This window comes from Agathobaculum sp. NTUH-O15-33 (genome assembly GCF_033193315.1).
Taxonomy (GTDB): Bacteria; Bacillota; Clostridia; order Oscillospirales; family Butyricicoccaceae; genus Agathobaculum; species Agathobaculum faecihominis_A.
Map to the genome: position 1 here is coordinate 718,734 of NZ_CP136187.1, position 22,134 is coordinate 740,867.

At 58.6% G+C, this 22,134-nt stretch carries 22 protein-coding genes and 1 tRNA gene; 12 read left to right on the forward strand and 11 right to left on the reverse strand.

From position 1 onward, the window contains the following. Positions 1–27: 27 nt before the first annotated feature. Positions 28–510 (reverse strand): helix-turn-helix domain-containing protein, encoded by a 483-nt coding sequence (locus RWV98_RS03825; RefSeq protein WP_442872096.1) that lies wholly within the window; start codon positions 508–510, stop codon positions 28–30. Positions 511–753: 243 nt separating this feature from the next. On the opposite strand from RWV98_RS03825, the gene RWV98_RS03830 reads away from it, so the two are divergent. Genes RWV98_RS03830 through RWV98_RS03845 form a run of 4 tightly spaced genes read left to right on the forward strand, consistent with a single transcriptional unit; the run spans position 754 to position 4,111 of the window. Next, positions 754–1,431 (forward strand): NfeD family protein, encoded by a 678-nt coding sequence (locus tag RWV98_RS03830; protein ID WP_280961990.1) that lies wholly within the window; start codon positions 754–756, stop codon positions 1,429–1,431. Positions 1,432–1,458: 27 nt separating this feature from the next. Next, the gene (locus RWV98_RS03835) at positions 1,459–2,898 is read left to right on the forward strand and encodes a flotillin family protein (protein ID WP_317863873.1); all 1,440 of its coding nucleotides are present in this window, start codon (positions 1,459–1,461) and stop codon (positions 2,896–2,898) included. Positions 2,899–2,916: 18 nt separating this feature from the next. Beyond that, positions 2,917–3,501 (forward strand): hypothetical protein, encoded by a 585-nt coding sequence (locus RWV98_RS03840; protein WP_317863875.1) that lies wholly within the window; start codon positions 2,917–2,919, stop codon positions 3,499–3,501. Positions 3,502–3,526: 25 nt separating this feature from the next. Continuing rightward, positions 3,527–4,111: a hypothetical protein gene (locus tag RWV98_RS03845; protein ID WP_317863877.1), complete on the forward strand. Its 585-nt coding sequence runs from the start codon at positions 3,527–3,529 to the stop codon at positions 4,109–4,111. Between the two features lie 53 nt (positions 4,112–4,164). Here the strand turns inward: RWV98_RS03845 and RWV98_RS03850 are convergent, their stop codons facing one another. From RWV98_RS03850 to RWV98_RS03860, 3 genes are all read right to left on the reverse strand, one after another. After that, positions 4,165–5,028, reverse strand: a complete 864-nt coding sequence (locus tag RWV98_RS03850) for an alpha/beta fold hydrolase (protein WP_317863879.1) — start codon at positions 5,026–5,028, stop codon at positions 4,165–4,167. Beyond that, positions 5,025–6,392, reverse strand: a complete 1,368-nt coding sequence (locus RWV98_RS03855; RefSeq protein ID WP_317863881.1) for an MFS transporter — start codon at positions 6,390–6,392, stop codon at positions 5,025–5,027. The genes RWV98_RS03850 and RWV98_RS03855 overlap by 4 nt, the downstream gene beginning before the upstream one ends. 78 nt (positions 6,393–6,470) lie before the next feature. Next, positions 6,471–6,962: an RbsD/FucU domain-containing protein gene (locus RWV98_RS03860; RefSeq protein WP_280961996.1), complete on the reverse strand. Its 492-nt coding sequence runs from the start codon at positions 6,960–6,962 to the stop codon at positions 6,471–6,473. Positions 6,963–7,272: 310 nt separating this feature from the next. On the opposite strand from RWV98_RS03860, the gene RWV98_RS03865 reads away from it, so the two are divergent. Continuing rightward, a complete protein-coding gene (locus RWV98_RS03865; RefSeq protein WP_317863884.1) occupies positions 7,273–9,717 on the forward strand; it encodes a GH39 family glycosyl hydrolase in 2,445 nt (814 codons plus the stop codon). 77 nt (positions 9,718–9,794) lie between these two features. On the opposite strand, the gene RWV98_RS03870 is transcribed toward RWV98_RS03865, so the two are convergent. The 7 genes from RWV98_RS03870 to RWV98_RS03900 all read right to left on the reverse strand — a co-directional run bounded on the left by RWV98_RS03870 (position 9,795) and on the right by RWV98_RS03900 (position 14,872). Then, the gene (locus RWV98_RS03870) at positions 9,795–10,835 is read right to left on the reverse strand and encodes a DUF4179 domain-containing protein (protein WP_317863886.1); all 1,041 of its coding nucleotides are present in this window, start codon (positions 10,833–10,835) and stop codon (positions 9,795–9,797) included. Continuing rightward, a complete protein-coding gene (locus RWV98_RS03875) occupies positions 10,804–11,310 on the reverse strand; it encodes an RNA polymerase sigma factor (RefSeq protein ID WP_419195999.1) in 507 nt (168 codons plus the stop codon). Before RWV98_RS03875 ends, RWV98_RS03870 begins: the two co-directional genes overlap by 32 nt. Positions 11,311–11,545: 235 nt before the next feature. Beyond that, positions 11,546–11,761: a DUF1653 domain-containing protein gene (locus RWV98_RS03880; protein WP_317863888.1), complete on the reverse strand. Its 216-nt coding sequence runs from the start codon at positions 11,759–11,761 to the stop codon at positions 11,546–11,548. 1 nt (position 11,762) lies between these two features. Further along, positions 11,763–12,149: a RidA family protein gene (locus RWV98_RS03885; protein ID WP_305147422.1), complete on the reverse strand. Its 387-nt coding sequence runs from the start codon at positions 12,147–12,149 to the stop codon at positions 11,763–11,765. A gap of 37 nt (positions 12,150–12,186) precedes the next feature. Continuing rightward, positions 12,187–14,013, reverse strand: a complete 1,827-nt coding sequence (typA, locus tag RWV98_RS03890) for a translational GTPase TypA (RefSeq protein WP_280962001.1) — start codon at positions 14,011–14,013, stop codon at positions 12,187–12,189. A 141-nt stretch (positions 14,014–14,154) separates the two neighbouring features. Further along, positions 14,155–14,694, reverse strand: coding sequence for a hypothetical protein (locus RWV98_RS03895; RefSeq protein WP_280962002.1), 540 nt, complete (start codon positions 14,692–14,694; stop codon positions 14,155–14,157). Between the two features lie 104 nt (positions 14,695–14,798). Beyond that, positions 14,799–14,872, reverse strand: a tRNA-Gln gene (locus RWV98_RS03900). A gap of 209 nt (positions 14,873–15,081) precedes the next feature. Between RWV98_RS03900 and RWV98_RS03905 the strand changes: the two genes are divergently transcribed. The 7 genes from RWV98_RS03905 to iolE all read left to right on the forward strand — a co-directional run bounded on the left by RWV98_RS03905 (position 15,082) and on the right by iolE (position 22,113). Next, complete coding sequence (locus tag RWV98_RS03905) at positions 15,082–15,846, forward strand: M23 family metallopeptidase (RefSeq protein WP_317863891.1); 765 nt, start codon at positions 15,082–15,084, stop codon at positions 15,844–15,846. Between the two features lie 51 nt (positions 15,847–15,897). Next, positions 15,898–16,407: a M50 family metallopeptidase gene (locus tag RWV98_RS03910; RefSeq protein ID WP_442872117.1), complete on the forward strand. Its 510-nt coding sequence runs from the start codon at positions 15,898–15,900 to the stop codon at positions 16,405–16,407. Positions 16,408–16,448: 41 nt separating this feature from the next. After that, the gene (locus tag RWV98_RS03915; RefSeq protein WP_280962005.1) at positions 16,449–16,931 is read left to right on the forward strand and encodes a CarD family transcriptional regulator; all 483 of its coding nucleotides are present in this window, start codon (positions 16,449–16,451) and stop codon (positions 16,929–16,931) included. Between the two features lie 68 nt (positions 16,932–16,999). After that, on the forward strand, positions 17,000–17,716 hold the full coding sequence (ispD, locus tag RWV98_RS03920) for a 2-C-methyl-D-erythritol 4-phosphate cytidylyltransferase (RefSeq protein ID WP_317863894.1): 717 nt from the start codon (positions 17,000–17,002) through the stop codon (positions 17,714–17,716). Further along, on the forward strand, positions 17,713–18,183 hold the full coding sequence (gene ispF / locus RWV98_RS03925; RefSeq protein ID WP_317863895.1) for a 2-C-methyl-D-erythritol 2,4-cyclodiphosphate synthase: 471 nt from the start codon (positions 17,713–17,715) through the stop codon (positions 18,181–18,183). The genes ispD and ispF overlap by 4 nt, the downstream gene beginning before the upstream one ends. Positions 18,184–18,359: 176 nt before the next feature. After that, a complete protein-coding gene (locus RWV98_RS03930; protein WP_317863897.1) occupies positions 18,360–20,888 on the forward strand; it encodes a bifunctional diguanylate cyclase/phosphodiesterase in 2,529 nt (842 codons plus the stop codon). 319 nt (positions 20,889–21,207) lie between these two features. After that, complete coding sequence (gene iolE / locus RWV98_RS03935; protein WP_317863899.1) at positions 21,208–22,113, forward strand: myo-inosose-2 dehydratase; 906 nt, start codon at positions 21,208–21,210, stop codon at positions 22,111–22,113. Positions 22,114–22,134: the final 21 nt, after the last annotated feature.

Genomic DNA, 22,134 nt, shown 5'->3' on the forward strand with positions numbered 1-22,134 from the left:
TTTTTTTAGGATAATCAAGGGGGAACGTTATTCCTCGGCCAGCGCCTGATAATACTCGCTCAGGCGCGCGGTTTGCGCGGTGAGCAGTAAAATCGCTTCGCTGCGCAGCGCTTCGTTTGCATACAGTCCCTTGCTGGCGTGGTCGATCGCGCGGCGAATCAGCGCGGTCACGTCGTTTGGCGCGCCGTCTTTTTCCGCGTCGGCTTCGGCCAAACAAAGGCAGGCGCGCGCGGAAAGCGCATACAATTCATCCTCCACCGAGGCGGGGAAACGGCTTTCCTCGGTCGGTACATCCGCATATTTTCCCGCGCGAAACGCAGCCTTGGCCTCGCAAAGCACGCGGTATGCGTCATCTAATACGGGTTCCGGCGCGATGAGCTGGTCGGGCGACAGGCCGAGCACGCCCGCCAGATAGCTTAAGGTCTTTACCGAGGGCATGGCGGCGCCGCTTTCGATCTGGCTCAGCATATTGCGGGTGATAAAATCCCCGACGACCTCGGCCTGCGTCATTTTCTTGGCAAGGCGCGCCTCTTTTATTTTTTTTTCCTAGCTCGCTAGCATCCATTGCTCTTTCCTCGTTATGATGTCCGGAATGTAAATATTATTTACTTACATTGTAACAGGCCCTGTGTGAAATTACAATACGGTACGGAGAAAAATATTTTTAATAGACGGATTGACAAGTTTAAACAGAATGCTATAATGGTGGTGTAAATATAATTTACATAACAAATAACCGGGGAGGGGATACCCATGGCGGAGTGGTGGAACGGTCTGGATAGCGTGCTGCGCGCGCTGTACTGCATCGCGGTGCCTGCAACGCTGCTTTTTTTCATTCAAACGATCCTAGCCGTCGTAGGCGGATTTGGAGACGGCGGCGAAGGCGTCAATTTCAGCGATACATCCGGGCTTGATTTGCCGGATGGGGGAGACGGCGGAACCGATCTTGCCGATCTGAGCGACGCGGATTTCGACGATCTGGCCGCCGCGCACCATACCGACGGCAGCGGCGTTCACGATGCTTCGACGCTGCGGCTGTTGTCGCTGCAAACCGTCGTCGCGTTCCTGACCGTGTTCGGCTGGTCCTCCATCGTGGCGATCAGCTCGGGTTCAGACGAGGCGATCAGCCTGATCGTCGGTCTGGCGCTCGGCCTGCTGGCTATGTTTTTGGTGGCGAAGCTGGTACAGGTATCGCGGAGGCTCGCGGAAAACGGCACGCTCAACCCGCGCAACGCGATCGGGGAGAGCGGCAAGGTCTATTTGCCCATCCCGCCGAACGGTCAGGGCGAGGGCAAGGTCATGCTCGAGGTACAGGGGCAGCTGCACGAATTTGAAGCGGTCACGCTTGGGTCGGTCACGCTGAAAACCGGCTCTATGGTGCGGGTGACCGATCTGCGCGGCGAAACGCTTGTCGTAGAGCCCGAACAGTAAGCAATTTATTTAAGGGAGGATAAAAATATGCCATTACAAATGCTCATTACGGTATGCATCATCGTTGTCGTACTGTTTGCGGCACTGCTCGCCATTCTGGGGCGCTACCGTAAATGTCCCGCGGACAAGATCCTAGTGGTTTACGGTAAGGTGGGCTCCAATAAGGACGGCACGGCCCGCACGGCCAAGTGTATCCATGGCGGCGCGGCGTTCATCGTGCCGGTCATCCAGTCCTATCAGTACTTAGATCTGACGCCGATCTCGATCAGCGCGGATTTGAAAAACGCGCTGTCCAAGCAGAATATCCGTATCGATGTGCCCAGCCGTTTTACCGTCGGTATCTCGACCGAGCCGGGCATCATGCAGAACGCGGCCGAGCGACTCCTTGGCCTAAAGCTTTCTGAAATTCAGGAACTGGCCAAGGATATCATCTTCGGTCAGCTGCGTCTGGTCGTCGCGACGATGGACATCGAGGAGATCAACACCGACCGCGACAAGTTCCTCGCCTCCGTGTCGAACAACGTGGAGATCGAACTGAAGAAGATCGGCCTGCGGCTTATCAACGTCAACGTGACCGATATCAATGATGAATCCGGTTACATCGACGCGCTTGGTAAGGAAGCCGCCGCCAAGGCGATCAACGACGCGAAGAAGTCGGTCGCCGAAAAGAACCGCGACGGCGAGATCGGTCAGGCCAACGCACAGCGCGATCAGCGCGTGCAGGTCGCGGCGGCGAACGCCACCGCGATCGACGGCGAAAACGCGGCCAAGATCGATGTGGCCCAGTCGGAAGCCAACCGCCGCGAAAAGGAAGCGGAATCGCTGCGTCTGGCTACGGCGGCGGAAGCCGTGCAGGCGGCCAAGGCCAAGCAGGAAGCCTACGTTGCCCAGCAGTTGGCGGAAAAAACCCGCGCGGAGCTGGAAAAGGCAACGCAGGAAGCAGACGTTATTGTAAAGGCGGAAATTGATAAGGAACAAGCCGAGATTCAGGCCGAAGCCGAAGCCGAGGTCATGCGTCGTAAGGCGCGCGGCGAAGCGGACGCGATCTACGCCAAGATGGAAGCGCAGGCGCGCGGCGCCAAGGAGATCTTGGAGCGGCAGGCGGAAGGTATCCGCGCGCTGGTCGAAGCGGCCGCGGGCGACCCGAAGGCCGCGGTACAGCTGATGATCGCCGACAAGCTGGAAGAACTGGTCAAGATTCAGGTCGAAGCGATCAAGAACCTCAAGATCGACAAGGTCACGGTCTGGGATTCGGGCGCGGGCGGCAAGGGCGAGGGAAAATCGTCCACCGCAAACTTTGTGTCCGGCCTGATGGCTTCGATCCCGCCGCTGCATGAACTGTTCAAGCAGGCCGGTCTCGACATGCCGAGCTATCTGGGAACCGAGAGCAAACCGGAGGCGGAAGCGATCGTGGCCGTGGACACAGCGCCGACCCAGCAGGAGGAGCAGGACCTACCGGAGGCGTAATGCCGGGAGGAGGTACAGATGAATGAAAATCTGTCCAAACCGCTTTCGCTATTTTTGTATGCCAGTGTTTTCTCGCTGGTAATCAATCTGCTCGCGCTGATCGGCATTGCGCAGGGTGCACTCGCAAGCATTGCCGTGTTGATCGCGCTGATCGTGCAGATCAATGCTGTATCCCGCATGCGGCGGGCGCACATGCGGCTGGGCAAGGCATACGGCTTCTTGATCGCCGAATTGATCGTTACCGTCTTTGCGGTGCTGCTTGCGGTGATCGGGGTCGTAGGCGGCGAGGCGATGGGCGCGGCAGCGCTCGCGTTTATGTTGCTGCTCTGCGGGATCGTGCTAGATGTGCTGTATGACTTCAATCTCTACTGGGCGCTCGATGCACTGAACGATGAAAAACAGTACGGCTATCCGAATGGACGCATCCGCTGGTGCTTTTATCTTTCGCTCATCGGCGCCGGTGCGGCGTTCCTGCTGAATTTGGTCGGGACGACGTTTCCGACTGAGCTGATCGCGTCGCTGTGCGCTATCCCGGCGCTGGTGCTGCTGTGGCAATACATCACCGCACTGCGAGCATGGGAACAGCGGCCGCCGTTGCTATAAGGCGTATGAAAAGGAGTGGCGTATCATGAAACTATATAAATGGCTGCTTTGGTACTGGGTCGCGATGGTGGCAAGCATGGTGCTTGGCCTGTTCGATCAAACGGTGCTCATGATTTTCTCGCTGGCCGCTTCGGTTGTACAGCTCTATGCGCTGGCAAAGCTGCGCCCATTCCATGAACGAATACAGAAGTCCTTTACCTATACGATCATTTGTCTGGTTCTGATGATCGTAACGCTGCTGGCGGCGCTGCTCGGCATTTCAACGATGACGACGGGGAGCGGCGCGTGGGTCGTGCTGCTGCTGGCCGTGCTGGTCGCGTCGGCGGTGTTCGCCCTGCTTTCCTCGTATCACTTCTATTGGGCGCTGGACGAACTGAGGGATGCAAACGGCTATGATTATCCGGACGGACGCATCCGCTGGTGCTTTTATCTGGCCATCATCAGTGTGGGCGTAACCTTTGTGGTGCAGCAGATAAGCTATGGTTCCTTCCTCTATTACTTTGTATCGCTTGGCTTCCAGATTGCGATACTGGTGCTGCTTTGGCGCTATATTAAGGCCGTGCAGCTGCGGGAGGAACAGGAAAACGATCCGACTTGGCCCGAGCTGTAATAACAAAAAAAGTGGCTGCGACGAAACGCAAATCGTCGCAGCCACTTTTATGCTTATACGGTTTCCGGTACTAGATCCTCTAGGAAAAAGTCCGCGGCGATCTGCGCCAGCTTTTCCGGCATTTCGTTTGGCACCTCGTGCGAGATGCCGGGCAGGACCACATAGGGGGCATCTGGCAGCGCCTGCCGCACCTCGTCCTGATAGTCGGCGGCGAGCACGTCGTCCCGATCGCCCCACAGGATGAGGAGAGGCGCTTTGATAAACTGCACGAAGCCGCGGTTATCGGCTTGATGAACGCCGAACCAAGCGGCGCGCAGCGACGTTGCGCTTAAGCCGCGCAGCGTTGTGAAGTAGCCCATCGGGAAACCGGCGTCGCGGCAGTTTTCGGGATACGGGAGAAAACGCTCCTGCATCTCGGCGGGCGGCATGGCGGCAAGATCCATGGTCGCATACAGATCGTATTGCTCGGCCAGCGACGCCGCGGTATCGTGTCCGCGCAGCATGGCGGCAGCCAGCAGGAGCTTTTTGACGCGGCTGGGGTGCAGGAACGCGAACGTTTGCGCGATCATGGTGCCCATCGAGTGCGCCAACACGTAAGCGGATGGGACGCCCACGGCGTCTAAAAACGCGGCGAGATCATCCGCATGCTCCTTGGGGGTGTACAGAAAGTCTTTCGGCTGGTCGGTCTGGCCAAAGCCGCGCAGGTCTACCGCGAAGATATGGAAGCGATCGCCCAGCGCGCAGATCGTTTGCCGCCAGATGCGGCTGGAATCGGTAAAGCCGTGAATGAGCAGCAGCGGCTCCGCGTCCTTTACGCCGGCTTCCATGTAATGCATGGTGATGCCGGTGCGCAGCGCGGCGGACTGGGTATGCGCGTGCCAGTCTCGGTGCGTCGGTACGAGTAACGTAGGATTCATCGTAGGGCCTCCTTTTGTTTGCGCGCCTCCAGATCAAGCATGATCTGCGGCATTTCCTTATCGAGCTTGTAAAACAGCATCAGGATGACGATAACGCCAAAGCAGAGCGCGGGGGTGAGCAGATAAATGCGGGAGATCATGGCGTTGGCGGTTGCGGTCTGTACGGCGGCCAAGCCGTCGTAGCCCGCGGAATCGAGCAGCCCGCCGACAATCGCGCTGGCCACGCCCTGACCGAATTTCTGCCCGACCGTGGCCGCGCAAAAAATAACGCCCTCGGTGCGCAGGCTGCTTTTCCAATGCCCATATTCCACACAATCCGCGATCATGGCGAACAGCACGGCAAAGCAGGGGGCGATGCCCGCGCCGCGCAGCACGGCCGCCACCGTGGCGACGGTCAGGTTGAGCGGCGCCGCCAGAGTGATCAGATGTCCGACTGTGACGACGCACGCGCCGGCCAGCATCATATTGCGTTTGCCGAGCCGGGGGATCATAAACGGTACCGCGATCGCGGTCAGTACGATGGTGGATAGCTTTTCCGCGGTGGTGAGCACGCTCATATAGTTGACGTTGTGCATCAGGTACTGGCAATAGTAGGATAGGTTGGTGCCGGAGATCGTCAGGTAAAAGGTCGCCATGATCCACACGATCAGGCAGATGAACCAGTACTTATTGTGCAAAAGCGCGCGGAACGCCTTGCCGACGGGAACGGCTTCCGCGCTTTCGCCGCGTTCTTCCGGCGCGGTCTCCTTGGCCCAGAAGAAACACAGGAGATAGCACAGCGTCGCAATGGCGGAAAAACAGAGGATGACGAGGAGCCACGCCCTTTGGTCGCCGCCCAAACGGTTGGCGACCGGAATGGTGAGCGCGGAGATGGCAAGCTCCATGACCGGCGCGCCGAATTGGCGCAGCGCGTTGAGCTGGCTGCGTTCCACGGGATCGCGCGTCATCAAAGAGTTGAGCGAGCTGAGCGCAAGGCCCGCCATTGTGTTGACAATGGTATTGGCAAAGTTATAGGCGACAAAGATATAGATCAGCTGTGCGAACTCGGACACGGGCGGCACCGCGAACATCGCGATCAGGCCGACAAAATGCGGCAGCGCCATGCGCAGCAGCCAAGGGCGCGCCTTGCCGTACTTGGAATGCGTGCGGTCGATGATAACGCCCGCGATAATATCGCTCGCGCCGTCGAAAAGACGGCTGATCAGCATGATCAGGGCAACCTTGGCGATATTGATGCCCATAACGTTGGTGTAGAAATAAGTAAGGACTACGTTGATCAGGGTAACGATCGTCGTCTGCGCCGCACCGCCGCACATATAACCGGCGCGTGCGCGCAGGGTGAGTTTATTCTGGGGTGGATTCATATCCCGTGATGGCATGGCGGCGCCGGGTCCGCGCCGCCATGCGCTCCTTCCTGTGTATGATGTTGGGAATGGGCGGCCTCAGCCGCGGTCCTTTTTCGGCACGGTGGTGAACTTCTTTTTGCCGAGCACCACGTCTAGTTCGATATCCGCGCTCGGATAACCCGCGATCAGCACGGCCTGCGCGTGGATGCCGGTGTCGCCCGTCTGAATGACCGCCTTGCAGCGGTCGCGCAGTTCGTAGTATTCCGGGGCGTAGTTGATCTGGCGCACCTTGTTCTCACCGAACAGCTCCACAAGGGTGCCGTAATCCTTGGCGTTTTGGTCGGGCATATCCTCGGTGATGATCGCGCCTTCAAAATCGCCGGCCTCGGCAAGCGTGCGGACGATGTCTTCAAAGGTGGGCGAGCCGGTCACAACCTCCACATCCAGATATTCCACGCTCGGGTCGAGCGGGTACAGGGCTTTGGAGCAAGTGCCGCTGCCGGAATCGGCAATAAAAAGCATTTCTCCGTGGCGGATGCTGGCGACGATAGCGGCGAGCCGTTCGTTCAGAATTCTTCTTTTCATCATTCAGGTTCCTTTCCTTCGCTGTTTTTTTGTCTGATGCAGGAACGCTTCGTGTTCCTTGCCGGTTTTGCTATCATCAGTATAACGGATGGGAACAGCGCCCGCTCGCGCATAACTGCGGGATTTATCCCGCGTTACGATGGGCGTGTGATACGGCCCTGCCGACGCTGCCTGATTAACACGCGATAAAAAACGAAGAACTGCGGGATAAAATGATCCGGCCTGCCGTTAGGTAGTGAGTTTCTCTTGTAAAAAGGCGTTTTATATATTACAATATATATTATATCTATAAAATGAAATGAAGGCAAGTGAAATGCAGGAATTACTATACTGCGCGGGCGTTCGCGTAACCTATGAAACCGAACCTTCCCGCAAGATACATTGGCACGATACGTTACAGATCGTTTATCAGCTTTCGGGAAAGTCCCGTGTTGTCCTGCGGGGGCGGCAATATCTGATGCACGAAGCGGATCTCCTTGTGGTCAATCCATATGAGCTGCATAACGCCGAGCTGCTCGGCTCTTCCGCCGCGCTTTCCTTCTGTTTTGCGCAGCCGCTGCTGTCGCGGCTCAAGGGGGCGCGGTTCGACTGCGTTTCTTGCTTGCATACCAAGTGGGAGCAAGCGAAGTTCACCGCGCTTCGCGCCGAGCTTGCCGCGCTGTTCCAGCACTACTACAGCGAGCAGGAGGAACGGGAGCTGGAGCTGCTGAGCCACGCCTACTCGCTGTTTCATTTGCTTTTGACCGGCTTCCGCAGCGATACCGACAGCGAAGGCGGCGTGGACCAGCCGCGTGTGTCGCGTATGATGCAGTACCTGCACACGCACTACACGGAGGAAATAACGCTTCGTGACCTTGCCCGGCGGGAATACCTGACCCCAAACTATCTTTCTCAGTTCTTCCGCAATAAGCTGGGCACCACCTTCACCCAATACTTAAATGAAATTCGGCTGGACCACTGCTTTTTTGAACTGTGCAGCACATCCAAAACCGTGACGGAGATCGCGCTTGACAACGGCTTTGGCCGGGTCGATACGTTTATCGAGCATTTTCGGCGCAAGTATGAGATCACGCCGGGCAAATTCCGCAAGGGGTTACAGAACATCGACTGCACCGATCCCAAGCTGGTGCCGCAGTCCGCGCTGGAAAAACGCTTCGAGCCGCTGCTGCGCTACGCGGCCGCGACCGCGCAGGAGACCGTAACGGAAAAGCCGCCGCAAAAGCGGCGGCTCATGGTGGAGGCGGGCGGCGGGGGCGCGCCGGTCGTGCAGGATTGGCGCACGATCGTGAACGCGGGCTATGCGGATGATTGCTTTACCGCCGAGGTGCAGCAGCAGCTTGCCGTGTTGCAGCGCGCGGTTGGCTTTACCTATGTACGCTTTCACGGCATCTTCAGCGATACCATGCATGTGTATCAGGAGGACGCCGGCGGCAACCCCGCGCCGCGCTTCACCTGCGTGGACTTGCTGCTGGACCGGTTGCTCGCCATGGGGCTCAAGCCTTATATCGAATTTGGTTTTTTGCCCCGGCTTTTGGCGGGCAGGCAAAAGCCGGTGTACCAAAACCAAAGCTATATCGGCTTTCCTTCGGATCTGCATAAATGGACGCGGCTTGTTGAAGCATTCCTGCGCCATTGCATCCGCCGTTACGGGCGGTCGGCCGTATGCACGTGGCGGTTTACCCTGTTCAGCATCAGTTTCTCATTATACGGTTTTCTGTCGGCCGAGGAATACGGTACGCTGTATCGGGAAACGCAGCGCACGGTCAAGCGGGTGGACGCAGGCTTGCGGTTCGGCGGGCCGGGCATCGAAGGCAGCCTGTTGCTGGATGGGGAGGAATCTATCCTGACCGGTTTTTTGGAGGATTGCCGCCGGCAAGCCTGCTTGCCGGATTTTGTGACCATGCATTCTTTCCCGCATTCGTTCCGCGAGATCGCGATGGATTTTAACCGCATGGTGCACCGGAGCGATAGCAGCGCCACGTTCAAGCTGAGCGAGAACGAGCGCTTCATGGGCGACTGTATCGCCGCCATGGACAAAACGCTGCGGGCGCTTTGCTTAGACGAATTGCCGGTGCTGATCGATGAATGGAACGCCACCATCTGGCAGCGCGACCTATGCAGCGATACCTGCTATAAGGCGGTGCACGTCGTCAAAAATCTGGTGGAAAACATGGGGCGAACGGCGGGCAAGGCGTATTGGACGGTCAGCGACCTGATCAACGACTGGAAGCTGGCGGATACGCTGTTCCACGGCGGACACGGCATGTTCACCTGCAACGGCATACCCAAGCCGGTATTTTACGCCTATCAGCTTCTCAGCCGTATGGGAGACCGGCTGCTTGCGAGCGGGGACGGATGGTATATCACCCGCGGCAAGGGCGGCGTTCAAATTCTGCTGTATAACTACTGCCACTATAATACGATGTACCGCATGCTTTCCGCGTTTCAGGATCCGAGCGACCGGTACAGCGCGTTTCGGCAGGGCGGGCCGGTGGAATATCATATCTCGGTGGAGGGGCTTGCGGGCGGCGGCTTTCGCTGTGAGACTGTTCGTCTCGGAAGGGAGAGCGGCAGCGCCTACGATGAATGGCTGCGCCTTGGCGCGCCCGAGGAATTGACGGCAATAGAAATCGACTATTTGAAGCAAAAAGCCGAGCCGGTGCGCCGCATCGAGCAGCGCGTTTCGCTGCGGGACATGCAAATCAGACTGGAAGCGCTGGAGGTCGTGCAGATGCTGATCGAGCCGATGGATCGGTAGCGTGCTGAAATTAAAACGGTCCGGGCGGGTTCGGCTGCTTCATGAGCCGGACCCGCTCGGGCCGTATATTTTTAGCGTCATGCGCCGTGCGGCAAGCGGAAGGTGACGCGCCAGTCGCCCTCGATCATCGTGTCCGCGGTATACAGGCTGCCGGTCAGCTTGCAGGCGGGCAGATCGAGGTAGGATACGTCGTAGATGTATTCGCTGTACTGCGTATCATCTCCGTCCGTTTGATACATCAGGGTCATGGCCGGCGAAACCTCGGTTCCGTCCGGGGCGGTGAGCTGGAACCAGCCGTGGTTATCATGCGCAAGGCGGCCCGTGGTGGCGTACAGCGCGTGCAGCTTGCCGCCCCGGTAGCCAAGGGCGGAGAGGGAGAAAACGCTGTCCTCGCTCTGCCAGAGCGCCGCCTGCGGCTTTAAGAAATCGTAAGTGTCGGGGATGTCGACCGTGGCGTCCGGCGTGCTCGCGCCGTTCACATACTGCTGCTCGGTGGGCGGGTCGAGCGGTACCTCGTCCAGCCCGTCTAAGATGGCGACATCCGTTTGCTCCCGCTGGCCGGTCAAGAGCTGGCGAACGGAAAAGGTGTACTTGCTTCCCCCAAATACTTCGCCGTCCATATTGGTGATCTCGATCAGGAAGGTCGCGGTCTTGGTCTCGTCATCGTATGCGACGAGCGAGCAGCCGCTCATCTGCCCGGTGCGCGCCGGATAGTGCAGCGAATAGCTGTCGTACAGGTCGAGCGAACCGTTGAAGCGCTCGCCGGTCAGGTCTTGCATGGTGAGATACACGCCCGCGGTGTCGCCGCGCACATAGGCGGAAACGACCTCCATTTTAACGCCGCTCGATTCCGATACCTCGTTCACCGGCATGAAAAACTGCGCGGTCGCGGGGGAGAGGAGATAGAGCGTTTCGTATACGCCGGGCACATTCGCCGCCAGCGCGGGCGTGCCGCAGCCGATGACCAGCGCGGCCGCGGCTGCAATGGCGATCGTACGGCGCATCCTTCGCGCGGGGCGGTTTTTTTGCGCGCTATGCATTTTCGCGGCGGTGGCGGCGAGCAGTTCGCCCGCCGGGGCGATCTCCTCATTCATTTTGCGGTAGCGTTCTTGAAACATCCTCGGCGTCTCCTTTCAGAATATCACGTAGCTTATAGCGGGCGCGGGTGAGCCGCGTGCGCACGGTCGAGGGCTTTTCGCCAAGCATTCCCGCGATCTCTTCCGCGGAATATCCCTCGTAGTAAAATAAATGGATCACCGCGCGGTATTTGGCCGGCAGCTTGCCGAGCGCTTCGTCCAGACCTTGGTTTTCCGGGTCGGTAAAAGCGATCTGATCGTCAAGCGGCGCAGCAAGCAGCAGCCGCGCGCGCAAGAAATGGCTTTTGGTACAGTTGATCGTCACGCGCAGCAGCCACGCCTTTTCATGCGCCGCGCTTTCAAACTGCGGGCGCTTGCGCACCACGCGCAAAAACACCTCTTGAAAAATATCGTCCGCATCGCTCCGGGCGCGCGTTTGCGCGTACGCCAGCCGGTAGACCATATCGCCGTAGGCCTGAACGAGCTGTTCGGCGGTTTTGTTCTCCAATTCCCTCACCCTCCTTTCACCTGTAATACTCTGTGAAAACACGATTCGCTACAATCGATAGAAAAAGGCTGTAAAAAAACTGTTGCAAAATAGAAGAGTACCCAAATGTCATTCTGAACGAAGTGAAGAATCTCGCGCGAACGCGCGTTCCCAGCGTAACTTCCGCGCGTTGGCACGAGATTCTTCGTCGCTTCGCTCCTCAGAATGACAAAATTGGTAGCATTCTTCGCTTTGCAACAGTTTTCTATTCACCGATATAAGTAAAGCGGGGGCCGTGATAACCGTCGCGGTCGACCGTTTCGCTCCACATGGCGGCGGGACGGACCCATAGGCCGCGCTCGCCGTACAGCGCGCGGTAGATCACCATGGGTTCCCTCGTCTCCGAATGCCGGGCAAGCCCCAGCACTTCGTATTCATTGCCCTTGAAGTGCCGGTACCGGCCGGGGCGGATATCCGTCACGTCACACCTTAATCGCGATTACTTCGACCTCGACCTTGGCGCCGAGGGGAAGGGCCGCTACCTGCACGCAGGAACGAGCGGGCGCCTTTTCCGGGAAGTACTGGGCGTAAACGCCGTTGAAAGCGGCGAAGTCGTTCATGTCCGCGAGAAAGCAGGTGGTTTTGATGACGCGGTCCAAGCCGACGCCCGCCTGCGCGAGAACGACCTTCAGGTTGTACATCACCTGCGCGGTCTGCTCCTCAATGGTGGTGGCGACAATCTTGCCCACCTTGGGATCGATCGGTACCTGACCGGAGGTGAACACCATGCCGCCGGCTTCGATCGCCTGCGAGTACGGGCCGACTGCTTCGGGAGCCATATCGGTGTAAATTACGTTTTTGATAGCCATGGAAAAACAATCTCCTTTTGTAATAAAATTAACTGGATTACTTTTTGCCGCCCTTGACCTTTTTCAGGCGCTCGGTGTTGGATAGGATCTTTTTGCGGATTCGCACCGATTGCGGCGTGATTTCAAGCAGCTCGTCGTCGCCGAGGAACTCAAGCGCGGCCTCGATCGACATCTGGCGCGGCGGGATCAGGCGCAGCGCGTCGTCCGAACCGGAGGCGCGGGTGTTCGTCAGCTGCTTTTTCTTGCAGATGTTCACGGCCATGTCCTCGCCCCTCGGGTTTTCGCCGATGACCATGCCTTCGTACACGGGCGTGCCCGCGCCGATGAACAGCGTGCCGCGCTCCTGCGCGTTATACAGGCCGTAGGTGATGGATTCGCCGGACTCAAACGCGATCAGCGAGCCGGTCGAGCGCTTGGACACATCGCCCTTGTACGGCTGATAGCTGTGGAAGACGGAGGACAGCACGCCTTCGCCCTTGGTATCGGTCAAAAATTCCGTGCGGTAGCCGAACAGGCCGCGCGCCGGAACCAGAAACTCCATACGCATACGGTCGGAGCCCTTGGGGTTCATCGAGATCAATTCGCCCTTGCGGGAGCCCATCTTTTCCATGACCGAGCCGACCGCTTCCTGCGGTACGTCGGCAATCATGCGCTCGATCGGCTCGCACTTGACGCCGTCGATCTCGCGGAACAGCGCCTTGGGCGCGCCCACCTGAAATTCATAGCCTTCGCGGCGCAGGTTTTCGATCAGGATGGAAAGGTGCATCTCGCCGCGTCCGCATACGCGGAACGCGTCGGTCGTGTCGGTTTCGTTGACACGCAGCGAAACATCCTTCAAAAGCTCGCGGAACAGGCGCTCGCGCAGGTGGCGCGAGGTGACGAACTTGCCTTCGCGTCCGGCGAAGGGGGAATCGTTTACCGAGAAGGTCATTTCGACCGTCGGCTCGGAGATCTTGACAAAGGGCAGCGGCTCCACGTGCTCGGGGTCGCACAGCGTTTCGCCGATCGTTACGTTCTCAATGCCGGAGAAGCAGACGATCTCGCCCGCGCGGGCTTCCTCGGCGGGCTGGCGCTGCAGGTCCTCGATCGTGTAAAGCGTGACGACCTTGGCGTTGTAGGGCTTTGTTGCGCCGTGGTAATCGCACACGGTGACGGTTTGTCCGACTTTCATCGAGCCGCGCTCGATACGGCCGATGCCGATACGGCCGACATATTCGTTGTAATCGATGGAGGAGACCAGCATCTGCGCCGGGCCGTCCGTATCGACCTGCGGGGCGGGGATGTGCTCAAGGATCTGCTCAAACAAGGGGGTCAGATCCTCGCCCTCCACGTTCGGGCTCATCGACGCCGTGCCCGCGCGGCCCGAGCAGTAGACGATGGGGCTGTCAAGCTGCTCGTCGGTCGCGTCGAGGTTCAGGAGCAGCTCGAGCACTTCGTCGCCGATTTCGTTCAGGCGCGCGTCCGGTCGGTCGATCTTGTTGACCGCGATGATGATCTTGTGGCCGAACTCCAGCGCCTTTTGCAGCACGAAGCGGGTCTGGGGCATCGGGCCCTCGGCCGCGTCCACCAGCAGAACGACGCCGTCCACCATTTTTAGGATGCGTTCAACCTCGCCGGAAAAGTCGGCGTGGCCGGGGGTGTCTACAATATTGATCTTGACGTCCTTATAATGGACGGAGGTGTTTTTTGCTAAAATTGTGATGCCGCGCTCGCGTTCGATATCGCCCGAGTCCATCACGCGCTCTTCCACTACCTGATTCTCGCGGAACGCGCCTGCTTGCTTGAGCATTTGATCGACCAGCGTCGTCTTGCCGTGGTCAACGTGCGCAATGATCGCAATATTGCGCAGATCGTTTCTTACCATATGAACCTCCTGATTTGGTCATTTTCCTACGGTTATTATTATACTTTTTTTTGCGGCCTATTTCCAGCTATTTAATGTTCAAAAAACCGGCTCGCAGCGGGGTGAAAACTGTGTGAATTTGCGGATTATCGTGTTTTTGTGTCACAGCACGATCTGTGCGGCGCCGAGGACCAGCATCAGCAGGCCGGAAAGACGGTTCAATCGCTTTCCGCTGACGAGCAGGCCGGCCCGCAAGCCAAGCGCGTTGCCAAGGCCGACGGTCAGAACGCTGGCCGCGCCGACGGCGACCCCGGCCCAAACCGGCGGCACGCCGGCAAGCCCCGCGCCGAACGAAAGGCCGATGCAGTTGGCCGCGAGCGCCGCGCCGAGCAGAACGGCGTCGCGTATCGACAGGCGGCCCCGCGCCGCGCCTTCCTCCGGCGTTTCCGGCTCGGGTTCCAGCATGGCGCGCACGCCGAGCGCGATGATCAGTAAGCCGCCCAGCACGTGCGTCAACCGCCCCCAGCCGAGCAGAAACGAGGCCGCGCCGCAGCACAGAAACGTCGCCACGGCGGAAAACAGGCCGATCAATATGTTGCAGCCCAGTGTGATGCGCCGGTTTTGTATGCCAAAGGACATACCGAGAAACAGGTTATCAAGGTTTGCCGAGATGCTCAGCAGAAGCGCTGATAGGATCTCCATAGTTTTTCCTCCCGAATTGCATGCTATTCCAAACTATGGCGGCGGGAGAAAAAGCGTGCGGAGGGGGAAAGCAAAAACCGCCTCGAATGAGACGGTTTCATCTTTGGCAGCCGGAGAAGGATTCGAACCCTCACAAACAGAGTCAGAGTCTGTCGTGCTACCTTTACACAATCCGGCTATATCAACTTTTTTGCTAAACTGCAAGAGTTATTATACAGTATACTCTGCCAGAAAGTCAAGGGTTTTATTCGGGAAATCGGAAAAATTTTAAAAAGTTTGCTATCGCGCCCTGCATTGGGCGGGCGGTCCAGCGACCGACGTGCGCGATGGGGGCATGTTTGCCCCTGTCCGCGCATAAGATTTACCGTGTGAAAGGAGGCGGTGCGCATGACGGGCAGAAGGCCGGTGCGTAAGCATGGCGGAGGTGGCGGCAAGGGTCTGCTGATCTGCATGCTGCTCATTATTGGCTTATTTGTGCTGAAATATGCCGATACGCCATTTGCGCGTTCTGCGCGGGAAAAAGCGGCGGAGGTATTCGGCGGTTTTGGGATGGAGCACGTGCTGGAGGCGCTGGGCGGCGCGGAGAAGGACGAGGGTGCTGAAAACGTGTTTTCCGCCCAGACCGGCGCCGATACGGGGGCGGGCAAAACGGACAAAACCGACAAAGCGGATTACGCGGCGTCCTCCGGCGGCGCGGACGACATTTTGGGGCGGGAACAGACCCTGTTTCCCGACACTGTGGATGAAACGGTGTATCCCATGAAGTTCGAGCACAAGCAGCCGGCGGACGGCACGCTTACCTCGTCCTTCGGCAGCCGGCTCAGCCCGATCACGGGACAGCCCGGCTTCCATTACGGGCTGGATATCGCGGCGGACGAAGGCGTGCCGATCGGCGCGTTCGCGGACGGCACGGTGCGCGAGGTTGGCGAATCGAGCTACGGCAAGTATTTGATCATGGACCACGCGGACGGCTTTTCCACGCTCTACGCCCATTGCAGCAGCATTTCCGCCAAGGTGGGCGATACGTTTACCTGCGGGCAGGAGATCGCCCGTGTCGGGCAGACCGGCAACGCGACCGGCCCGCACCTGCATTTGGAGCTTTGGAAGGATGGGGCCGCGCTTGACCCGACGAGCTACCTGACCGCCGCGTGAGACTGGGCCGTTTGGAGGTGCGCGACGGTTTTTTTCGTCACGCTGGCGGCCCTGCACTTGGCCGACGGGGCGGGCGTGCTGCCGCTGTTCCTGCTGGCCGCCGCGCTGCACGAATTGGGGCACGCGCTGACGCTGTACCTTGCGGGCGGCCGTCTGGACCGGCTGACGCTCACCGCCTGCGGCGCGGTGATGCGCTGCCGCCTGCCCGAGGGGCGCTGCGCCCGCGCGGCGGTTTGTTTGGCGGGGCCGGCGGCAAGCTTTTTGCTCGCGGCAGCGGCCATGGCGGCGGGGGCGTATGTGCTCGCGGGCGCAAGCGTGCTGCTGGGCCTGTTCAATCTGCTGCCCATGCCGCCGCTGGACGGCGGTATGGCGCTGGCGCATCTGCTGGACGGAAGGCTGCCGCGCGCGCGGCGCGGCATCGCGCTGGCCGCCGCGTTGGCGGTGCTCGCGCTCGGCCTTGGTCTGGCGCGAATTGGCGGCGGCGTTTGGCTGCTGCTCATCGGTATCGCCGTGTCCGTACAGGCGGGGAAAAGCCTTGCCAAAAGGCCGGTGCCGGTGTAAAATAGAAATAACAACATAAAACAGACGGGATCGGAGGATTCATGTTTCGGATCGGCGACAAGATCGTACATCCCCTGCACGGCGCGGGCGTCATTGAGGACATCGTCGAACGCACGATCGACGGTGAAAAGGCGCAGTATTATGCCCTGAAGCTGCCGCTGGACAATGTCGTGCTGTTTTTGCCCGTCAACAACAGCGAACAGCTGGGCATACGCCCGGTTTGTTCCAAACAGGAAGCGACGCGGCTGCTGTCCCAGCTGGAGGCCCTTGCGCGCAGCGAGGACAAGGGCTGGAACCAGCGCTACCGCGAAAATATGCTGCGCATCCGTTCGGGCGATCTGCTCGAAGTGGGGCAGGTTGTCAAAAATCTGGCCGAGCGCGAGCGGGAACGCGGCCTGTCCACGGGCGAAAAGAAAATGCTCGCTTCATCGAGGCAGATCATCGTGTCCGAGGTCGCGTTCGCGCTGAACAAGACCCCGGAGGAAGCCGGGCAGCTGATCAATGAAAAACTTTGCATTCCATAACGAGTAAAAGATAGTAAAGGGGGCTTTGCATGTTCGTGGTGCAGAGCCCTTTTTGACGGAGGTACAAGATGTTTGGAAAACGAAAAAAACGGGCGCAGCCGCAGGTGTGCGCGGTAATCGTGGCGGCGGGTTCATCCAGCCGGATGGGCGGCGAAAATAAGCTGCTGCTCGATTTGGGCGGCATACCGGTGCTGGCGCACACGCTTTTGGCCTTTCAAAACTGCGCGGCGGTGACCAGCATCGTGCTGGTCTGCCGCGAGCAGGATATCGTGCCTTACAGCGAGCTGGCGCGCGGCTTCGGCGTGGACAAGCTGTCCACCGTGCTGCGCGGCGGGGACAGCCGCACCTCGTCCACGCTGGCCGGCGTGGCAAACTGCCCGGAGGGCACCGAGCTGGTGGCGGTGCACGACGGCGCGCGCCCGCTGGTGTCGGACCGCGTCATCACGCTTGCGGTAGAGGCGGCCGCCGCTTGCGGCGGCGCGGCGCCGGTGGTCCCGATGAAGGACAGCGTCAAACGCATCCGGGACGGCTTCATCGAGGCCGACGTACCGCGCGAGCGTATCTGCGCCGCGCAAACGCCGCAGGTATTCCGCCGCGAGCTGTTGGAGCGCGCGCTGAACACAGCCGCCCGCGAGGGGCGAATCTATACCGACGATTGCGCCGCGGTGGAGGCGCTCGGCGCGCAGGTGCGCGCGACCGAGGGCGACTATGACAACATCAAGATTACCACGCCGGAGGACCTGCTCCTTGCCGAGGCGCTGCTTGAAGGGAGGGAAGGCCTGTGAGGATCGGACATGGTTACGATGTGCACCGGCTGGTATCCGGCCGCGCGCTTGTGATGGGCGGCGTGCAGATTCCGTACGAAAAGGGCTTGCTCGGCCATTCGGACGCCGATGTGCTGACCCATGCGGTGATGGACGCGTTGCTCGGCGCGCTCGCGCTGGGCGATATCGGCAAGCATTTTCCCGATACGGACGAGCGTTACCGCGGGGCGGACAGCATCGCGCTGCTGCGCCGGGTGGCCGCCATGCTGAACGAGCGCGGCTGCCGCTTAGGCAATCTGGACGTCACCGTGCTGGCGCAGGCGCCCAAGCTGGCCCCCCACATCGGGCAGATGCGGCAGAACCTTGCCGCCGCGCTCGGCTGTGACGTGTCGCGCATATCGGTCAAGGCGACCACCGAGGAGGGACTGGGCTTTACCGGCGCAAAGGAAGGCATCGCGGCGCATTGCGTGTGCCTGCTGGAAGAATAAACGCCGTGGCGGCGCTTGCCATGGACCGCTGCGCGGGTTATTTATGGGCCTTTCCATAAATTGTGTTGAAATTTGGAACGATGTATTATATGATACAACTATACAGGATACGTGCAGCGCGACGCGTTCGCGTGCCGTTTTCTGAGACACATTGACGGCGCGGAAAGGATCTCTACATGATCGGTTTTGATACGCTATATACAGGGCCCGAAGACTTTGCAGCACTGCTGGACGCGCGGCGCTTTGACCGGGATACGGAGTGCCTTGTCAAGATTTTCACCGCCGGAATGGGGAAAAACGAGGCCGTGCGCACGGCGCGGGAGATCAAGCGTTTGCTGCCCCGCGCGCACCTGATCGGCTCCACCGCCGCGGGCATTGTTTTCTGCGGCAAGCAGTACGAGGGCGCGACCATGGTGCTCATCGAGCGGTACGACCACCTTGCCATCCATACCGAGGTGTTTTCCTTTGCGGGCAAAACCTCCGCGGCGCTCGCCGCGGAGGTGCACCGCGCCTTTTCCGGCGTGGGCAGCCAGACCGTGCACCTGCTGTTTTCCGACCGGTACGCCGACGTCCATGCGTTTATCGAAGAGATAAACAGCCTGTCGCCGCTGATCCGTTTGGCGGGCGGCATGGCGGGCGACCTGATGCGGGACGGTACGCCCGGCTTTGTGTTTACCGAGCAAGGCGCGCTGGAAAACAGCGCGGTCGCTTTCGCCGTGACCGGCGAGCGGGCGGTCAGCTTTGTCGGCATCAATACCTCGCAGGAACCGATCAGCCCGGTGTTCACAATCACCGAGACCGACGGCTGCCTGATCCGTACAATCGAGAACGAACCGGCCGACCGGTGGCTGTTCCGCTACCTTGGCATCGAAGAAATGCGTTCGTTCAGCGATTGGCGAAGCATTGCGGACAACGACCATCTGGTGCGTTTTCCGATCGTACTCGAGGGGCACGGCGACGCCTCGCGCGTCACCCGGTATGATGAAGACGAAAAATGCCTATCCACCTATTTTAGCAAGCTTCCCGCGGGCACGCGCTTTCGCATCGGCTACACCGGGCCGTCCAAGTGTGTGCACGACTGCTATGAGCTGTGCCAAAATATCATGAAGCAGCCGGTCGAGCGCATTTTTGTGTACAGCTGCCTGTTCCGCAAGATGTACATGCAGAATGCCTCCAAATGGGAGCTGCTGCCGCTTGCCGAATACCACGTGTCCGGCGCGTTCGTGATGGGGGAAATCGGGTTCGACGGCACGCGGAACGAGCTGTTCAACGGTTCGTGCGTGATCGCGGGAACCGCGGAAAACGAACGCTTTGTCCTGCCGGATATTTCGGTGTTCGACGATCTGGCCAATATCGAGGACGATTCCGCCATGGTGCGTTTTGCCCTGACCCGGCAGAAGGAGACCATGAGCGCGGAAAACCGCAGCCTGATGGAAGAGCTCATCCGCCAGCGTCAAGAGGCCGGCCGGCGCCTTTATGTGGACGACCGGTTCAGTCTGCCCAATGTGCTGCAATATAAAGAGGACGATAAGAAGCAAGGCTTTGACAAGGTATGCATGATCCGGGTGGAAAATTACGATGTGCTGGTGGCCTATGCGGGCGTCGAAGCGTACATACAAAATTCCAGAGAGATCGTCGACGCGGTGCTTCAGTTCATGAAGGCGCGCGGCTACGCGGATGACGCCAGCCTGTACAGCGTCAACCAGAATACCTTTTTCCTCGCGGGGAGCGAGGCTGTTTCGGAGGCGCGTTTCCGCCATATCGTGCAAAAGATATACAAGCATTTCCGTTTCTATAAATCGGAGAAGACCGGCCTGTCGCAGCTGGCCCGGTTTATTTTGGTTCTAGGACAGCAAAATCCGCTGGAAAGCGGTCTGAACGCCTTGCAGGCGACTAAGGATATCCAGTCCCACTTCCTCGTATGCGACAGCAAGATGGCGCAGGATGTATCCTACGCGGAGGAGCTGCGCGTGATTGAGCTGCTCAACCGCGCAATCTCGAACGGCGGCGTGGTGCCGTACTATCAGGGGATACGCGATAACCGCGAAGGGGCGCTGACAAAGTACGAAGCGCTCATGCGCATTGTGGACGAGGACGGGCAGGTGTATGTGCCAGCGGCCTTTATGGAGATCGCAAAAAAGTACCACCTCTATTCCTCGCTGAGCCAAATGATGATCGCCAAGGTGCTGGAGGATTTTCAAAACCGGCCGGAAGAGGTCGCGATCAACGTTTCCATGCACGATATTGTTTCCAAGGAATTTCGGGAATGGTTTTTCGCCCGTTTGCAGCGTTTTCCGCACCCCGACCACCTAACGGTCGAATTTGTGGAAACGGAGGATTGCGTGGCCTCCGAAGAACTGCGGGAGTTCGTGACAAAGCTGCACGCCGCCGGCAGCAAGCTGGCGATCGATGATTTCGGCACCGGTTATTCCACGCTGGCCGAGGTCGTCAATATCGAACCTGACTATATCAAGATAGACGGCGGCATCATCCGGGAATTGACCTATAGCCCGAAGAGCATGGTGCTGCTGCGCACGGTGATTTTTCTGGCCCGTCAGCTGCACATCAAAACGGTGGCGGAATTTGTAGAGACCGAGGAGATTCAGCGCATCGTGAAAAAAAGCGGCGTCGACTACTCGCAGGGCTATTTGTTCGCCCAGCCCGTGTCGTTCGCGGAACGTTTTCCGGTACAGACAAGAAAATAAAAAACAGCTTCCGACTAAGAACAGCTCCTGCCTAAAAAGCAGGAGCTGTTTTTTTGCGTTTGGATAGGGGCGGGAGGTGTTTGAAATTTAACGTTAAAAAATATTCAATCGGTTTGGCGTAGATAGGCTATTGGTGTATTTCAACAATAAATAATGTGATATATTTTTCGGTAGCAGGACTTATATGTACATAATTCACAATAAAATACGTTAGGAGAAGGCGGAACTGACGTTTTTGCAAAAAGCATATTGACTTTTCTAATGTTATATAATATAGTTTAAACAACAAATTTAACATTAGATATGAGGTGTTTCTACCGTGAAAAAACTTTTTGAAAACGTCAAGTTCGGCGCGCATCCGATTTGCTGGTGCAACGACGACATGATGGATCTCGGCGATGAATACTCGTTTGAGGATATCGTCGATCAGGCGGCGGCGGCGGGCTTTGTCGGCATTGAGCTGGGCCGCAAATTCCCTAAGGACCCCGAAGTCATGAAGACTGAGCTAGGTAAGCGCGGCCTTGTGCTGACAAGCGGTTGGTGCGATACCATGTTCGGCTGCCCGGAACTGCGGGATGAATATATGGAGCTGTTTCAGCAAAAGGCGCGCTTTTTGAAGGACTGCGGCTGCGAGGTCGTCGTCGCGGCGGAGGGCACGGGCTCGAACTGCTGGGACCCGCGCGAGTACCGTGCGAAAAAGGGCGTGCAAAAGCTGGACGACGCGGGCTGGAAGCTGTTTACCGAAGGACTGAATGAAGCCGGCGCGTTTGTAAAAAGTTTGGGCATGAAGCTGGTTTACCACGTGCATACCGGTACCTGCTGCGAGACCTATGACGAAACAAAGCGTCTGTGCGACAATACCGATCCCGAATTGGTCTATCTGCTGGCCGATACCGGCCACCTGCATTACTGCGGCGTCAATCTGGAAAAATTCTTTACGGACTTTGCCGACCGTATCGCTTACGTGCATTTAAAGAATATCCGCGAGCTGGTGCTCGATGTGGTGCGCGATTACAAGATCGATTTCAACTCGTCCGTCAAATGTGGTATCTTCACCGTGCCCGGCGACGGCGGCATGGATTACCGGCCCATCATGCAGATTCTTTCCGATAAGGGATACGAGGGCTGGATGATGGTGGAGGCGGAGCAATACCTGCCCAGCCCCAAGACGCTTCACTTTATGAAAATGGCACGCGAATACCTCAGAGAGATCACGGGCGTGTAACAAAGAGCTACCGCCCACGGA

What these genes read in the sequence shown, in the direction of transcription:
- RWV98_RS03825 (WP_442872096.1), bottom strand. Translation starts at nt 510, where the DNA reads ATGACGCAGGCCGAGGTCGTCGGGGATTTTATCACCCGCAATATGCTG.
- RWV98_RS03830 (WP_280961990.1), top strand. Translation starts at nt 754, where the DNA reads ATGGCGGAGTGGTGGAACGGTCTGGATAGCGTGCTGCGCGCGCTGTAC.
- RWV98_RS03835 (WP_317863873.1), top strand. Translation starts at nt 1,459, where the DNA reads ATGCCATTACAAATGCTCATTACGGTATGCATCATCGTTGTCGTACTG.
- RWV98_RS03840 (WP_317863875.1), top strand. Translation starts at nt 2,917, where the DNA reads ATGAATGAAAATCTGTCCAAACCGCTTTCGCTATTTTTGTATGCCAGT.
- RWV98_RS03845 (WP_317863877.1), top strand. Translation starts at nt 3,527, where the DNA reads ATGAAACTATATAAATGGCTGCTTTGGTACTGGGTCGCGATGGTGGCA.
- RWV98_RS03850 (WP_317863879.1), bottom strand. Translation starts at nt 5,028, where the DNA reads ATGAATCCTACGTTACTCGTACCGACGCACCGAGACTGGCACGCGCAT.
- RWV98_RS03855 (WP_317863881.1), bottom strand. Translation starts at nt 6,392, where the DNA reads ATGAATCCACCCCAGAATAAACTCACCCTGCGCGCACGCGCCGGTTAT.
- RWV98_RS03860 (WP_280961996.1), bottom strand. Translation starts at nt 6,962, where the DNA reads ATGATGAAAAGAAGAATTCTGAACGAACGGCTCGCCGCTATCGTCGCC.
- RWV98_RS03865 (WP_317863884.1), top strand. Translation starts at nt 7,273, where the DNA reads ATGCAGGAATTACTATACTGCGCGGGCGTTCGCGTAACCTATGAAACC.
- RWV98_RS03870 (WP_317863886.1), bottom strand. Translation starts at nt 10,835, where the DNA reads ATGTTTCAAGAACGCTACCGCAAAATGAATGAGGAGATCGCCCCGGCG.
- RWV98_RS03885 (WP_305147422.1), bottom strand. Translation starts at nt 12,149, where the DNA reads ATGGCTATCAAAAACGTAATTTACACCGATATGGCTCCCGAAGCAGTC.
- typA (WP_280962001.1), bottom strand. Translation starts at nt 14,013, where the DNA reads ATGGTAAGAAACGATCTGCGCAATATTGCGATCATTGCGCACGTTGAC.
- RWV98_RS03895 (WP_280962002.1), bottom strand. Translation starts at nt 14,694, where the DNA reads ATGGAGATCCTATCAGCGCTTCTGCTGAGCATCTCGGCAAACCTTGAT.
- RWV98_RS03905 (WP_317863891.1), top strand. Translation starts at nt 15,082, where the DNA reads ATGACGGGCAGAAGGCCGGTGCGTAAGCATGGCGGAGGTGGCGGCAAG.
- RWV98_RS03915 (WP_280962005.1), top strand. Translation starts at nt 16,449, where the DNA reads ATGTTTCGGATCGGCGACAAGATCGTACATCCCCTGCACGGCGCGGGC.
- ispD (WP_317863894.1), top strand. Translation starts at nt 17,000, where the DNA reads ATGTTTGGAAAACGAAAAAAACGGGCGCAGCCGCAGGTGTGCGCGGTA.
- RWV98_RS03930 (WP_317863897.1), top strand. Translation starts at nt 18,360, where the DNA reads ATGATCGGTTTTGATACGCTATATACAGGGCCCGAAGACTTTGCAGCA.